This is a genomic window from Paraburkholderia sp. GV068, from assembly GCF_003058125.1.
Classification (GTDB): Bacteria; Pseudomonadota; Gammaproteobacteria; order Burkholderiales; family Burkholderiaceae; genus Paraburkholderia; species Paraburkholderia graminis.
This window is the reverse complement of the sequence record NZ_QBUB01000007.1, coordinates 74,191-88,032: the sequence shown is the minus strand read 5'-3', so window position 1 is coordinate 88,032 and position 13,842 is coordinate 74,191. Positions and strand designations below refer to the sequence as shown.

The window sequence follows — 13,842 nt, the reverse complement described above, 5'->3', positions numbered from 1 at the left end:
GCTCGGCGCTGCCCGCATCCAGTAGTGACAGGCATCGGAGCGGTGAGCAGCCCACGTCTCGCCGGTGCAGTTTTTCATTGATAGATACGCATCAGGAGTCACATTGAAGATAGCTCAACACCTCGACCCGGCCACGATCAGGACGTTGGCGCTTGAAGAAATCGATGGCCAGATTCTCGTGATCCGGTTGAACCGTCCAGAAGTGTCGAACGCAATCAGCACACCAATGGGCCAGGAGCTGATCAAGGTCTTCGGTGCGCTGGAGGTCGACCCCACTCAATATCGTTGCGCGATTCTCACGGGTACGGGCGAGCGGGCCTTCTGCGGTGGAGCGGATCTCAAGCAACGCGAAGGCATGACGGACGAGCAGTTCGGCACGCAGCACTATCTGTTCGAACGCATGGTGCGCGCAATCACCCATTGCCCGATTCCTCTTATCTGCGCCGTCAATGGATCGGCAGTTGCAGGCGGCCTCGAACTGCTGCTGGCGTGTGATTTCGCCTACGCATCGAATCAGGCCGTCTTCGGATTTACAGAGGTGAAACGCGGAATCATGCCGGGGGGCGGTGGTACCCAGCAGCTTCCTCGCACGATCGGTACGCGACGCTCGAAAGAACTGATTTTTCGCGGCTCGAAGTTCTCAGCGGAAGAAGCGCTCGCGTGGGGTGTCGTGAACCAGTTGTACGAGCCGAACCAGGTGCTGGCACGCGCGATCGAAGCCGCCCGTGACATCTGCACGAGCGCACCTCTTTCAGTTGCGCAGGCAAAGAAGGCGATCGACCTCGGGATGCAAAGCGATCTGAACACGGGTCTCTTCATCGAAATAGAAGCCTACAACCGGCTCATCCCGACGCAAGACCGTCTCGAAGGTATCAGTGCATATAACGAGAAGCGGCAGCCTGTCTTCAAGGGACGCTAGCCGCACCGCACAGGAAAGCCGCCAGTCGCGCGTGGCGGCCAACTAACCGGCCTTTCGCCGGAGGAGACATGCATGAACTCGCCCATCAGTGCCGCGGCTAGTCCGCTGGCAGAGCAAGCATATCGAAAAATCACGCGGCGCCTGATTCCTTTCCTGTTCCTCTGTTACGTGTTCGCTTTCCTGGACCGTGTGAACGTCGGAATCGCGCAGCTCGACATGAAACACGACGTCGGCTTCAGCGACTTCACCTACAGCATTGGCGCAGGCATTTTCTTTCTCGGCTACGTGCTGATGGAAGTGCCGAGCAACCTTCTGTTGACGAGAATCGGCGTAAAGCGGACCTTCTCGCGAATCATGGTTCTGTGGGGCATCCTGGCTGCGGCGACCGCATTCGTGACCCTCCCGTCGCATTTCTACACCGTACGCTTTCTGCTCGGTCTTGCCGAAGCCGGTCTGTATCCGGGCATCATTTTCTATCTGACGCGCTGGTACCCCGTCGAGCGCCGTGCCAAAGCCATTGCTATCTTCACTTGTGCAACGGGCATAGCCGGGTTGCTTGGCGGCCCGATGTCCGGCTGGCTGATGACGCACATGGAGGGCATCCGCGCCATGCATGGCTGGCAATGGATGTTCATCGTACAGGGCTTGCCGGCAAGCTTCCTTGGCATTGCCGCATTTTTCTTCCTGGACGACGGCCCCGAAAAAGCAAAGTGGCTGAGTGACGCCGAGAAGGCGCAGATTCTCGCGGACCTGAAGCACAGTTCAGGTGTGAGCGGGACGCACGCGGAACACACCTTCATGAATGCACTTCGCGACCCACGCGTGTATGTGATGGGCTTCGTCTGGTTTGCACAGATTGCGGGTGTGTTTGCGATCGGCTTCTGGTTACCCACGCTGATCAAGAGTACGGGGCTGACGAGTCCGCTAGAAATCGGTATCTATTCGGCCATTCCGTACTTTGTGAGCTGGATTGCGCTGATCGGGATGAACTGGAACTCCGACCGCACGATGGAGCGCCGCTGGCACTGTGGCATCACGATGATTATCGGTGCCCTCGGTCTGTTTGCGGCGGGTCTGATTCACGGCAGCCTTGCATGGTCGCTGGTGGCGCTTTCGATCGCGACGGCGGGGATTCTTGCGCCCAATCCTCTGATCTGGGCGATTTCGACGGACTACATCCGCGGCAGCGGAGCAGCAGGCGGAGTCGCCGTCGTGAACTGTATCGGTCTGCTCGGAGGGTTTGTCAGTCCCATGATCATCGGCTCGATCAAGACGGCGACCAACAGCATGGCTGGAGGACTCGGCGCCATCTCCCTGCTCATGCTCATCGGCGCGCTTGCTGCAATTGTGCTCGCTCCGAAAACGACGGGTGCCAGGTCGCTCGAGGAGCTTGCCGCTGACAGGCTGGACGACTCCGCGGCAGCGAACGTAATGCTTTGACAGATGCCCATGCGGTCATCTGGTGACGAAGGAGATTCAGGAATGACGACGCGTGAAAAGGTGACAGTGCGGGAAGTAGGGCTGCGCGATGGCCTGCAAATGGTCCGGACGATTCTGTCGACAGAGCAGAAGCTGGAGTGGTGCCGGCGAATGGTGGAGGCCGGCTCGGTCGAAATCGAAGTGACGTCGTTCGTGCCTCCCAAAATCGTCCCGCAGTTTGCCGATGCAGTGGAAGTGGCTCGGGGCGCGCTCGATATAACCGGACTGCACGCTGCGGCGCTGGTTCCGAATCTGAAGGGGGCGCAACGCGGGTTTGAAGTCGGTCTGAGCAAGGTGCATTACGTGCTGTCGGCAAGTAACGAACACAACCTGAAAAATGTGCGCCGGACGACGGCGGAGTCAGTGGAAGACTTCGCGCGGATTGTCCTCGAGCGCGACACCGTTGAACGCACAGCGCGCAGAATCACGCTCGGCGCGGGCGTGGCGACCGCGTTCGGCTGCACGATCTCCGGCCGCGTCGAAGAAAGCGGGGTGCTCGGTCTCGTGGAAACACTCCTCGAAGCAGGCGCTGACGAGATCACGATTGCCGATACGGTCGGTTATGCGAATCCCCGCCAGGTGAAGGCGCTGATGCGCGAGGTTCTCGCGATCACCAGGGATGTGCCGGTCGCCTGTCATTTCCACGACACCCGGGGCCTCGGTCTTGCCAATGTTGTCGCCGCGCTCGATGCCGGTGTGCGCAGCTTCGACTCTTCGCTAGGCGGTCTTGGCGGGTGTCCGTTCGCGCCGAATGCCACTGGGAACATCAATACCGAAGACACTATTTTTCTCCTGGAATCCGAAGGGTTCGATACGGGCATAAATATCGATGCGCTGCTTGCAATCAGGGAGACGATTGCGGGCTGGTTACCAGGTGAGCCGTTCACGGGTGCCATTGCGCGAGCAGGCGTTCCCAAGACATTCGATCTGCGCGAGGCGGAGATGTTCCCGGCGGGGCAGTGACGGTAATGCATTGCCACGTGTGCGCGTCGGTCCGCGCCCCGGCATGAAATGTTTTTGAAGCGGAAGAAGGAGAACGCAGTGCACGTGCAGAAAATCGGCGACGTCGAGATCAGCAAGTTCAGCGAGATCGATAGCCTGGAGTTTGAACCGAATTGGCTTTTCCCCACGGTCGAGCGCGACTTCGTGAAGGAGCAGCGCAGCTGGCTCGGTCCGCGCCTGATCGAACCGACCGACCTCAAGCTGTATCTCAGCTTCCACAGCTACGTTGTCAAAACGCGCCATCACACCATTCTTGTGGACACCTGCAACGGAAATCACAAGCAACGTCCGTCGATGCCGGCATGGAGCAACCTGCAGACGCCATACATCGATAACCTGGCGGCGCTGGGCATCCGTCCGGAAGACATCGACTACGTGATGTGCACGCATCTGCACACCGATCATGTCGGCTGGAACACTCGTCTAGAAGATGGCCGCTGGGTTCCGACCTTCCCGCGTGCGAAATACATCTTCTCGCGCACCGAGTACGACCATCTGATGAAACTGCATCAGTCGAATCCTGAATTGCCGGTGAATCGCGGCTCGTTCGTCGATAGCGTGCTGCCTGTCGTCGAACACGGCCAGGCGAGGTTTGTCGAAATGGACCATTCGTTCGAGCACGAACTCGGCGAGAATGTGTGGTTCACTCCGGCAGCGGGCCACACTGCGGGCCATGTGCTGATTCATGTCGGGCATGAGCATGGCGAACATGCCGTAATGACCGGCGACGTGATCCACCATCCAATCCAGTTTGTCGACCCTTCGCTCCCGAACGCGGCGGATTTCGACGCCGGGCTGGCCCATCAGGCGCGGCTGGGTGTGATGAGCCGCTACGCGGACACGTCAACGAAAATCCTGACGGCTCACTTCCCGTCGCCAACGGCCGGTCGCGTGGTGAGCCACGGTGACAGCTTCCGCTTTGCTTTCGACAAGGAATAAGCAGTAGAGGGCATGCGCGCGCAAGACGCAGATTGCGTGCGCCTATCGTGAGCCGGGATTAGCCGTGAATAACCGCCCCTCACTTTTGTGCGATGCGGCTCTGGCAAAGTTCGATGAACTTCAACACAGGTTGCGTCAGCGTGGCGCCACGACGCGTTGCAATGCCGTATGGCGCTCCACGCCGCTCGATGTAAATCGGCAATATCTTTACGAGCCCGCCCACCGCGAAATACTCCGCGACCTTGCGAGGTATCAGGCCCACCGTGCCGCCTCCGGTCTGGAGCAGAGCGAGTGTGGCGAAGGTGGACGAGGTTTCCATCGCGTAGCGTGGAAAGCCGAGACCTTCGTCATCGAGAAGCTGCTCGAAGAGTGACCGCATCGGCAGTGTTGCCTGCGGAACGATCCACGGGTTACCAATAATGTCGGCTAGTTGCACGCCGGTTCTGTCGCCCAGAGGGTCGGCGCCATCTACCACCACGCATATCTCTTCCACCTCTAGCGGAATGAAGTCGTAGGCCTCCGGATGAACGCTGACACTGGACCGCCCGATCACGAGGTCCAGCAGCCGCTGGTCGAGCATGGCGAGCAGCCGCGCGCTGTTGTCTTCCCATACCTCGATCGAGGTATCGGGCTGACTCTCGCGTAGCGCTTTTACAGTAGGCGCCAGCCACACCGGCAACGAGCCCATCACTGCGCCAACGGCGAGTGTTCCGCCGCCGCCTCGCAGGATTGCCGCCATCTCATCGCGCATCGTTCCGACGTCCGCCCGAAGCGTTCGTGCGTGACGTATCACGCATCGCCCCAGGTCGTTGGGAACAATCCCACGTGGCGAGCGGGAAAACAGTTCAACACCGAATATGGCTTCGAGCTCTTGCAGCGATTTGGTTATCGCCGGCTGCGACAAGGAGATCTGCTGCGCTGCCTTGCGCAAAGACCCGTGGTCGTCGAGCGCGATCAGCAGCGCAATGTGGGCTCCCCGAAGGCGCCTGAGAATCGCATCGTTACTGGTTATCACGGATATAACCTCAGACGTTCACCTGATTCGAACCTTTCATTATCTGCCTTGGACGACGCATCAGTACACTGGACTTGCCGGTGGACGAGTACGCGATCTGCAAGGCGCGCACGTCGATGCAACGTATTCGGACGGATCACACGATGCATTCGACGCCAGGCGATAACTCACGCGAATCACTGTCGCGCAGTGTACTCGCGATTTCCGCCTCGATGCATGCAGACGGCGCCGGGAGGCTCATTCCGCGAATGGCTCGTCGACGTCCGACCGGTATTCGAGGAGGCTCATGTTTGTCAACGGAGACAACGAAGCGTGAAACGAATAGGAATAGACGTCGGCGGGACCTTCACCGACGTCGTCATGGTGGACGACTCGACCGGAAAAGTGTGGTCGACCAAGGTGCCGACGACGCCTAAAGACCGCGTCCTGGGGACGGTCGAAGGTTTTCGAAGGATTCTCGAAATCTCGGGCTCGAAGAGCGGCAATATTTCATTCCTTGGCCACGGAACGACAATGGCCACGAACATGGTGGTCGAAGGCACGGGCGCGAAAACTGCGTTGGTCACCACGCGCGGGTTCAGGGACATTCTTGAATTGAGGCGTGCATCCCGTCACGACCGTGCCGACCTGTACGACCTGCTGTTCGACAACCCAAGGGCGCTGGTCGAGCGTCGTTGGAGACTGGAGGTAACGGAGCGCCTGCGTTTCGATGGGAGCGTCGAGACAGCGCTCTCGCACGAGGAACTGACGCAGATCGCCGCGCACATCCGTGACTCAGACGTTGAAGCGGTCTCTGTGTGTTTCCTGCACGCGCACGTCAATCCCGAGCATGAAAGGGCTGCCGTTGGCGCGCTGCGCGAAATGCTGCCGGACCGGTTCGTGTGCGCCTCGCACGAAGTCAACCCTGAAGCCATGGAGTACGAGCGGACCAGTTCGACCGTCATTAACGCAATGCTCGGACCGGTGTGCGGGCGCTACATCGGCCGTCTGGTGGATGCGCTTGCGCAGCTTGGCTTTGCCGGCAAGTTTCTGTTCATGCAATCCAACGGTGGGCTCGCGAGCCCGGCGCGCGTCGCTGACCGTCCGATCGTGCTGCTCGAGTCGGGGCCTGCGGGCGGTGTTAGCGCTGCAATCCGCAATTGCGAGCGGGGCAACCTGCGCAATGCGATTCTTGGCGATATGGGCGGCACGACGTTCGACGTTTCGCTCATCCGCGACTTCAGACCGGAGATCCGGAACAAAAGCCTGTTGCACAGCTACACAGTGCGCTCTCCCAGCATCGACATCGACTCCGTGGGTGCGGGCGGCGGCTCCATCGTCTGGATCGACGCGGGTGGCGGCGTACGCATCGGACCCGAGAGCGCCGCCGCCGACCCGGGTCCCGCATGCTATGGCCGCGGCGGTACCCGACCGACCGTCACCGACTGCAATCTCGTGCTTGGCTATATCGACCCGGACAATTTTCTCGGGGGCGAATTCAAGCTGGACGCCAAGGTGGCGTGGCGCGTCGTCGACGAAGTCATTGCCAGGCCTTTGGGCATGAGCGTGCCGGAGGCGGCGCAGGCGGTTCGCTCCGTCACCAACGCACTGATGGCGCAGGCGGTCCGCATCATGACGGTGGAGCGGGGTTACGACCCGCGTGAATTCTCGTACATCTGTTATGGCGGCGCGGGCCCTGTACATGCGGTAGACCTCGCTCATGAAATGGGGATTCGCCGCGTTGTGATTCCGCCGCTGCCGGGCCTCTTCAGCGCGTTCGGCATGATGGTCGCCGACCAGCAGTACGACTATCAACGCCCGGTCGAATGCGACCTCGCCCAGCTCGGCGACGAAAGACTGCACGCGGAATTCAGCGAACTGCTTGCGCTCGGGCGAAGCGAAGCAGGGCGCCACGGTGTCGAGGCAAATGCGACCCGCGCTGTGCGTCTCGCGGATTGCCGCTACGTCGGTCAACCGGATGTCATCACGGTAGACGTCCCGGAAGGCGCATCGTGCGCTGCGCTCGCGAGCGACTTCGAGGCGGCGCATCAGCGTCTATGGAACTTCGTAAGCAAGGACAAGACGATCATGGTCGCCAACTTGCGGCTGCAACTCATTGCGACGAGCGGCTGGCAAGGCGGCGTCGCGCATTCGGATGAGGAAGCAGCGGTTACTCCTGTGCGAACACGCGATGTGTACATCGATGGAACTGTCAGGGCCTTGCCGGTCTTTGCTCGCAGCCGGCTTCCGGTCGGCGCCCAGATCGACGGCCCGGCCGTCATCGAAGAGCACAGCAGTTGCGCGGTCCTGAAAGAATCGCATACAGCACGCGTCGACGACGACCTGAACCTTGTGATCGAACTGGCGGCCTGAACATGAACATCGTGACATACGAAATCATCCGTAGCAGCCTGTATGCGGTTGCGCGCGAAATGAAGATTGCAATGATGCGCACGGCGGGAAGTCCGCTGATGCATGCGAGTGGCGACTCGTCGGCCGCAATCTTCGACGCGGATATGCAACTCGTGGCTCAAGGCAACGACATTCCAACGATGCTGGGTTCGGCCGTGATCTCCACGCGCGTGTCGGTGGAGGCGATCGGCCGCGACAATCTGCGGCCTGGCGATGTGATCGTCAGCAATGACGCGTACGTGGGGGGCGGCAATCACCAGCCGGACGTGCAGTTCACGCGCCCTGTCTTTGTCGGCGGCGAGATCGTCGCCTTCGTGATGACGCGTGGCCACTGGACCGATATTGGCGGTCAGTCGCCGGGCAGCTATGCGATTGCGACGTGGGACGTCTTCGCCGAGGGAATCCGGATTCCGCCGGTTCTGCTGTACCGGAACGACGAGCCGGTGCGCGACGTACTGGAAATACTCACGCGCAACAGCAGAAACTCGCATGAATTAAGGCTCGATATCCAGGCGCAGTACGCCGGCACGTACGTGGGCGACCGGCGCATTGCCGAGCTGGTGGCGAAATATGGCGCCGATGCATTGCGCGAAGTCATGAGCCAGAGTCTCGACCATTCGGAGAAGCTCATCCGCGCGGAGATTGCGAAGATCCCGGACGGCGTCTATGAAGCTGAGGAATTCCTCGACCCGATCGAGGCGCCAGGATGGAAGCACGAGCGACCGCTCCTGAAGGTGAACGTTACCGTGAAGGGCGACCACATTACCTTCGACTTCACGGGGACAGGCGCTCAGGTGCGCGGCGGGATCAATTGTCCGTTTTCAGTCACCTGCAACAGCACCTGGTTCACAGTCAAGGCATTGACGGACCTTAGCATTCCAATCAACCAGGGCTGCTATCGGCCCGTGACCATCATTGCTCCGCAAGGCAGTGTCCTCAATTGCGAGTACCCGGCCTCTGTCGTGTCGGGCAACACCGAAACCTCGCCGCGAGTGATCGACCTTCTTCTCAAGGCTCTTGCGCCTGCCGTCCCGGATCGCATCCTCGGACAAAGCAACTGCGCGGCCTGCGCGGGAATCTTTAGCGGACGCGATACGAATCAGAGGCGAGTGGCGGAGACTGGAGAAAAATTCGTCACGATGCATGACGTTCACGCCGGCGGCATGGGTGCGCGGCCAGACAAGGACGGGGTCAGCGGGATCCGGGTCTATGTCGGCAACGCTGGCAGCCAGTCGATCGAGATGATCGAACGGACATCGCCGTTGCTGGTGGAAGAGTGGTCGCTCGTATCGGATACGGGTGGCGCCGGCCGGCAGCGCGGTGGGCTGACCTCTCGCCGCGTGTACCGGGTCGAATATGACGAAGCCACCTTTACGGTCTCGGGAGAGCGCGGTTATACGGCGCCTGAAGGACATTTTGGCGGCCTCGCCGGCAGCCCGTTTGTGTGCAAGGTACGGCGCGCGGACGGCCAGGAGGTGGCCGTACCTGCAAAGGGCGGCCAGACGGTGGTCTACCGGAATGACCGGGTCGTCGTGCAGCCGGCAGGCAGCGGCGGTTTCGGCGAGCCACGGCAGCGCGAGCGCGCGCGGGTGCTCGCCGATGTTGCCGACGGCTACATCAGTCGCGAGGCGGCAGTCCGCATCTATCAGCTCGACCTGGGGCCGATCCAGCCGGAGAAATATGAAGTCGCCGTGGAGGCAACGTAAGCCGGTGACAGCATATAAACGGAGTATGCAGATGACCAGGCAGCTTCCACTCGACGAGTGAGTAACCGTGTAGAACTTATCGACCTGTTGCAGCGTGCCTTTGGCAAGAAGGCCGCTGCTTACTGGCTTGAACGCCTCGACGAGGCCGGTATTTCTTGTGGCCCGATTCAAACGGTCGATCAGGTGGTCGCACACGAACAGACAAGGGCGCTCGTATCGAGCGGACGACACAAGACGGTGCAGCTACGTTTGTCGGCCTGCCTGTCGAAGAAATGCGGCGGGACACCGCCGCTTTTTCCGGTAGATTACCTTGTCAGGAGGGAACCGTCTGGTAGCTGATTTCGCGCTTCGCTGCGGTCAGCGTGCGAATCGGTTTGCCTTCAATCCAGGCAAGGATGTTTTCCACCGATTCGCCATAGTAGAACTCGTAAGAACCTTCGGTGACGTAGCCGATATGTGAAGTTGCTATGACGTTGTCCATGGTCCGGTATGGATGATTCGCGGGCAATGGCTCGACATCGAATACGTCCATGGCGGCACCCGCAATCTGCTTGCGGTTCAACGCGGCAATCAGAGCCTGCTCGTTGACGATCGGGCCGCGCGCGGTGTTGACGAGCAGCGCGTGAGGCTGCATCAGAGAAAGCTCGTGTTCACCAATCATATTGCGTGTGCGCTCCGAAAGGCGAACGTGAATAGACAGAATGTCACTGGAGGCGAGCAATTCTTCTTTCGATACGTACTGAGCCCCATGGCTCGCCGCGGACTCCGCAGTCATGTTCTGGCTCCATGCGATTGTCTTCATGCCGAAGGCCTGTGCGACGCGTGCGGTCACGCTTCCCGAATAGCCTAGTCCAAGCACACCGAGCGTCTTGCCGTTCAGGTCCCGGCCGACGGTAACTTGCCATCCTCCGTTTCTGAACGAGCTTACTTCTGTCGGGATGTGGCGTGCCGCGGCCAGAATCAGCGCCCATGTGTGTTCAGCCGCGGCGGTGAGCGACGAGGCCGTCCCGCAGACCGTGATGCCGAGTTCGTCCGCGGCTTCGATATCGATCGCGGCGTTCCACGGCCCGGTGCTTGCCAGCAATTTGAGGCCTTTGAGTCGCGAGAGGACGCTTCCCGGAAACCAGGTCCGTTCCCGCATGACGCACAGAATGTCATACGGCTCAAGCCGTTCGACCAGAGCGTCTTCATTGTCGATATGGTCGGTGATGACCGTTATTTCGGCATGCTCACGTAGACCGTGCCAGTTACCGAACTTCATCGATGTATTCTGATAGTCGTCGAGGATGGCGATTTTGTGCATGAGAGTTTCTTTACCGTTGATCCTGAATGGGCTTGCGAAGGCCCACCCGGTGAATCGTTCAGGGAAAACAGGCCGGTTGCTGCTGCTTACGTCTGGATGCGGCCTCTGGGGCGTCTACGCTGACCTGACCGCCCTGGGCTTGAATCCTGCGAACATGACGATGATTCCAAGAAAGAGAACGGCCGTCATGACGTAGAGGCCGCTATTGAGCGTGCCTGTCATTGTCTTCAACCATCCGATGACGAATGGGCTGCAAAACCCGCTAAGCAAACCTATGCAGTTCACGAACGCGATGCTGCCCGCTGCCGCGGCAGAACCGTGAAGATAGTCGGCAGCAATCGACCAGATCAGCACGTTTATCGAAAAGATGCCGACGCACGCGACGGTCAGCAGCGCGAGGGTCACGACGGCCGAGCTCATCGACTGCGATACCAGCAGAAGCGCTATCGCGCCTATCACGCCGGCGATGGTTGCATGCCAGCGCCTCTCGAGCATCCGGTCGGAACTTCGGCTGATGACGATCATTCCCAGCGCGCCCATTCCGTAAGGAATGGCCGATAGCCACCCGAGTTGCGACAGATTGGATATGCCCGAACTCTTCATGACGGTCGGCAACCAGAACGTGACGGAATAGGTGCCGCAAACAAACGCAAAGTCGATGAACGCAAGCATGTAGACCTTCGGGTCCGCAAGAGCCTGCGCAAGAGTGCCGTGCCCGTCCTGGTGGTTCTTGCGCTTGCGTTCGGTTTCGACCCGGAAGCCTTCCCGCAGCGTGTTCTTTTCCGCGTCGGTCAGCCATTTGGCTTTGTCGATGTTGTCGTCGAGGATAAAGAGCGTGAGGATGCCGAGCGCGACCGCGGGCAGTGCCTCGACGATGTAAAGCCATTGCCATCCCGCCATGTTCGCGACGTTCGCCAGCCCCGTCATCGCCCAGCCGGAAACGGGACCGCCGACAAGACCGGCGATGGGGAATCCAACCATGAAGCAGGAGATGATGACGCCGCGCCGGTTCTCCGGAAACCAGGAGCTGAGATAGAAAATAACGCCAGGAAAGAAGCCCGCCTCGAATACGCCCAGCAGCAGCCTGACGATGTAAAACTCGGTCACGTTGGTGACGAATGCCGTGCACATCCCCACAATCCCCCAGCAGATCATGATCCGGGCGATGGTTTTCTTCGCACCCATGCGCTTCAGAAGCAAAGCGCTGGGCACTTCGAGCAGGCAATACGAAAGAAAGAAGATGCCCGCGCCCAGACCATATACCGCATCGCTAAAACCAAGGGCGTCCTGCATTTGCAGCTTCGCGAAGCCGACGTTGATGCGGTCGAGGAATGCGACCACATAGCAAACGAAGAGCAGCGGCACGATGCGAAGCGCGACGCGGAGATAAAGCTTGTGTTCATCCGCGCTCACGGCCGTGACGGCCGGCATTTCGTCCGATGGCGCCGGCGTGGGTTCAAGAAAGGTCTGGCTCAATTGCTGTCTCCTGATTGTCCCGGTTCGCCTGCCGCATGAGGCCGACGTCCGGGAATCCTTGATGGAAGTGTGTGTGCAACTCTATTTGAATCGTTATCCGGACCTTCACTTCGGCGTTTACCTGGGTCTTTATCTGCCTCTTTGAGGATGCAACTGGCGTCAATCGCTTTCCTGCCGCAACAGGTCGTCAGCACGGTCGTGTGCCGGCGTCCTGATCAGCAGATGGTTGTGTTCGCCGAGCCCCGGTGTATTGCCGGGCAACGGTGGGCGCCGGCCGTCGAAAGAAACGGGAAGCGCGACGGTCGTAGTGCGTCCGTCGGGCGTCCGGCGAAGAATGTCGAGAGACGCGGTCTGTTCGTTTGTGACCACGCGATCGACCGTTTGCAACGGGCCGCATGGAATCGATCCGGCCTCGAGCGCATTAAGCCAGTCTCCCGCGGGCTTCTGCGCGAACCTGGCTTCGAGAAGCGGAATGAGCACCTTCCGGTTCAGAACGCGGTCTCCGTTGGTGGAGAATCGAGGATCGTCGGCGAGCGAGGGCAGGTCCATGACATTGCACAGACGCCGATACAGCGTGTCATTACCCGCGGCGACGAGGATTGCGCCATCGGTGCAGTCGAAGACCTGATAAGGCACGATGTTCGGACTACCGGAACCAATGCGGGTGGGCTCCGGACCGCCGGCGAGGCAGTCCGACAGAGGTACCGTCATCCAGGCGAGGGCGGTTTCATAGAGCGACACGTCGACAATCCGACCGCGTTCTGGGTCGTCACGGCCTTTATCTCGCAGCGCGGCCAGAACTCCAATGACGGCCCACATCCCCGTGCCCATGTCGTTGATCGAAACGGGGACGCGGCTGGGCGCATCGTCTGCATGTCCGACGATGCTCATCATTCCACTATAGGCCTGCACCAACGGGTCGTAACCGGGCTTGTTGCGCAAAGGGCCTGTGGCTCCGAAGGCTCCAAGGTTGCAATAGACGAGCGACGGACAGAGTTCCGTCAGGTCCTGTGCACCCAGGCCATAACGGTCGAGATTGCCGGGCCTCAGGTTCTGAAGGACCACGTCCGCATTCTCGACGATGAAGTCCCGAATCGATCTCGCGCAGGCCGGGTCGCCAAAATCGGCGCTGATGCTTTCCTTGCCGTGGTTCATTGCGTGAAAGAGCGCGGACGCGCCGTCGATGAAGGGCGGCCCCCATCCGCGGGCGTAATCTCCCTGGGCAGCGTTCTCAATCTTCACGACCCGGGCGCCAAGGTGAGCCAGGATGATGCCCGCGTACGGTGCCGCAAGGCTGTGCCCAATCTCCACCACACAGATGTCTTCGAGCGGGAGCCCTCGGGTGCTTCGTTGTTCAGTCATGGTAATGCCCGTCACGGTGTCTCGCTATTGAAATGAAACGTTTCCAAAATAAAAGATCTGAAGAGAAGCAGCTTTTGCACTCGATGCGGATCTTCAATGAAACGTTTCCAATATAGAGCGTCAATTATCGTTGTCAAGGCGGTGGTTCCCTGGAAAAGCGGCTTTTTACAGCCTGCTTGACAAAGCCGGCCGAGCCCGGAACATTGGGAACGTTTCATGCCGCAGGGCAAACCGGCGGGCAGGAGCCACG

At 60.0% G+C, this 13,842-nt stretch carries 11 protein-coding genes and 1 pseudogene; 7 read left to right on the top strand and 5 right to left on the bottom strand.

Going from position 1 to position 13,842, the window contains the following annotated elements; genetic code table 11:
* Nucleotides 1–103: 103 nt before the first annotated feature.
* The 4 genes from C8K18_RS16210 (at nt 104) to C8K18_RS16195 (ending at nt 4,339) form a co-directional block, all read left to right on the top strand.
* Nucleotides 104–919, top strand: coding sequence for an enoyl-CoA hydratase-related protein (locus C8K18_RS16210; protein ID WP_006051012.1), 816 nt, complete (start codon nt 104–106; stop codon nt 917–919).
* 72 nt (nt 920–991) lie between these two features.
* Nucleotides 992–2,359: an MFS transporter gene (locus C8K18_RS16205; protein WP_107708291.1), complete on the top strand. Its 1,368-nt coding sequence runs from the start codon at nt 992–994 to the stop codon at nt 2,357–2,359.
* Between the two features lie 42 nt (nt 2,360–2,401).
* Nucleotides 2,402–3,361, top strand: a complete 960-nt coding sequence (locus tag C8K18_RS16200) for a hydroxymethylglutaryl-CoA lyase (protein WP_107708289.1) — start codon at nt 2,402–2,404, stop codon at nt 3,359–3,361.
* Nucleotides 3,362–3,445: 84 nt separating this feature from the next.
* Nucleotides 3,446–4,339, top strand: coding sequence for an MBL fold metallo-hydrolase (locus C8K18_RS16195; protein ID WP_244230984.1), 894 nt, complete (start codon nt 3,446–3,448; stop codon nt 4,337–4,339).
* A gap of 79 nt (nt 4,340–4,418) precedes the next feature.
* Here C8K18_RS16195 and C8K18_RS16190 read toward each other — a convergent pair whose 3' ends face one another.
* A complete protein-coding gene (locus tag C8K18_RS16190; RefSeq protein WP_006051008.1) occupies nt 4,419–5,090 on the bottom strand; it encodes a LysR substrate-binding domain-containing protein in 672 nt (223 codons plus the stop codon).
* 105 nt (nt 5,091–5,195) lie between these two features.
* Nucleotides 5,196–5,354: pseudogene (locus C8K18_RS33725) on the bottom strand (LysR family transcriptional regulator); the annotation flags it as partial.
* A 216-nt stretch (nt 5,355–5,570) separates the two neighbouring features.
* Here C8K18_RS33725 and C8K18_RS16185 point away from each other — a divergent pair.
* Genes C8K18_RS16185 through C8K18_RS16175 form a run of 3 tightly spaced genes read left to right on the top strand, consistent with a single transcriptional unit; the run spans nt 5,571 to nt 9,790 of the window.
* The gene (locus tag C8K18_RS16185; RefSeq protein WP_258196141.1) at nt 5,571–7,706 is read left to right on the top strand and encodes a hydantoinase/oxoprolinase family protein; all 2,136 of its coding nucleotides are present in this window, start codon (nt 5,571–5,573) and stop codon (nt 7,704–7,706) included.
* A gap of 2 nt (nt 7,707–7,708) precedes the next feature.
* Nucleotides 7,709–9,451, top strand: a complete 1,743-nt coding sequence (locus tag C8K18_RS16180; protein ID WP_181324914.1) for a hydantoinase B/oxoprolinase family protein — start codon at nt 7,709–7,711, stop codon at nt 9,449–9,451.
* A gap of 57 nt (nt 9,452–9,508) precedes the next feature.
* Nucleotides 9,509–9,790 (top strand): CoA transferase, encoded by a 282-nt coding sequence (locus tag C8K18_RS16175; RefSeq protein WP_244230985.1) that lies wholly within the window; start codon nt 9,509–9,511, stop codon nt 9,788–9,790.
* Here the strand turns inward: C8K18_RS16175 and C8K18_RS16170 are convergent.
* From C8K18_RS16170 to C8K18_RS16160, 3 genes are all read right to left on the bottom strand, one after another.
* Nucleotides 9,765–10,754: a D-2-hydroxyacid dehydrogenase family protein gene (locus C8K18_RS16170; protein ID WP_107708285.1), complete on the bottom strand. Its 990-nt coding sequence runs from the start codon at nt 10,752–10,754 to the stop codon at nt 9,765–9,767. The two genes, C8K18_RS16175 and C8K18_RS16170, sit on opposite strands and share 26 nt — an antisense overlap.
* A 114-nt stretch (nt 10,755–10,868) precedes the next feature.
* Nucleotides 10,869–12,230, bottom strand: coding sequence for an MFS transporter (locus tag C8K18_RS16165; RefSeq protein WP_107708283.1), 1,362 nt, complete (start codon nt 12,228–12,230; stop codon nt 10,869–10,871).
* A 159-nt stretch (nt 12,231–12,389) separates the two neighbouring features.
* A complete protein-coding gene (locus C8K18_RS16160; RefSeq protein WP_006051003.1) occupies nt 12,390–13,592 on the bottom strand; it encodes a CaiB/BaiF CoA-transferase family protein in 1,203 nt (400 codons plus the stop codon).
* Between the last annotated feature and the right edge of the window lie 250 nt (nt 13,593–13,842).

What these genes read in the sequence shown, in the direction of transcription:
- C8K18_RS16190 (WP_006051008.1), bottom strand. Translation starts at nt 5,090, where the DNA reads ATGCGCGATGAGATGGCGGCAATCCTGCGAGGCGGCGGCGGAACACTC.
- C8K18_RS16200 (WP_107708289.1), top strand. Translation starts at nt 2,402, where the DNA reads ATGACGACGCGTGAAAAGGTGACAGTGCGGGAAGTAGGGCTGCGCGAT.
- C8K18_RS16205 (WP_107708291.1), top strand. Translation starts at nt 992, where the DNA reads ATGAACTCGCCCATCAGTGCCGCGGCTAGTCCGCTGGCAGAGCAAGCA.
- C8K18_RS16180 (WP_181324914.1), top strand. Translation starts at nt 7,709, where the DNA reads ATGAACATCGTGACATACGAAATCATCCGTAGCAGCCTGTATGCGGTT.
- C8K18_RS16185 (WP_258196141.1), top strand. Translation starts at nt 5,571, where the DNA reads ATGCAGACGGCGCCGGGAGGCTCATTCCGCGAATGGCTCGTCGACGTC.
- C8K18_RS16160 (WP_006051003.1), bottom strand. Translation starts at nt 13,592, where the DNA reads ATGACTGAACAACGAAGCACCCGAGGGCTCCCGCTCGAAGACATCTGT.
- C8K18_RS16170 (WP_107708285.1), bottom strand. Translation starts at nt 10,754, where the DNA reads ATGCACAAAATCGCCATCCTCGACGACTATCAGAATACATCGATGAAG.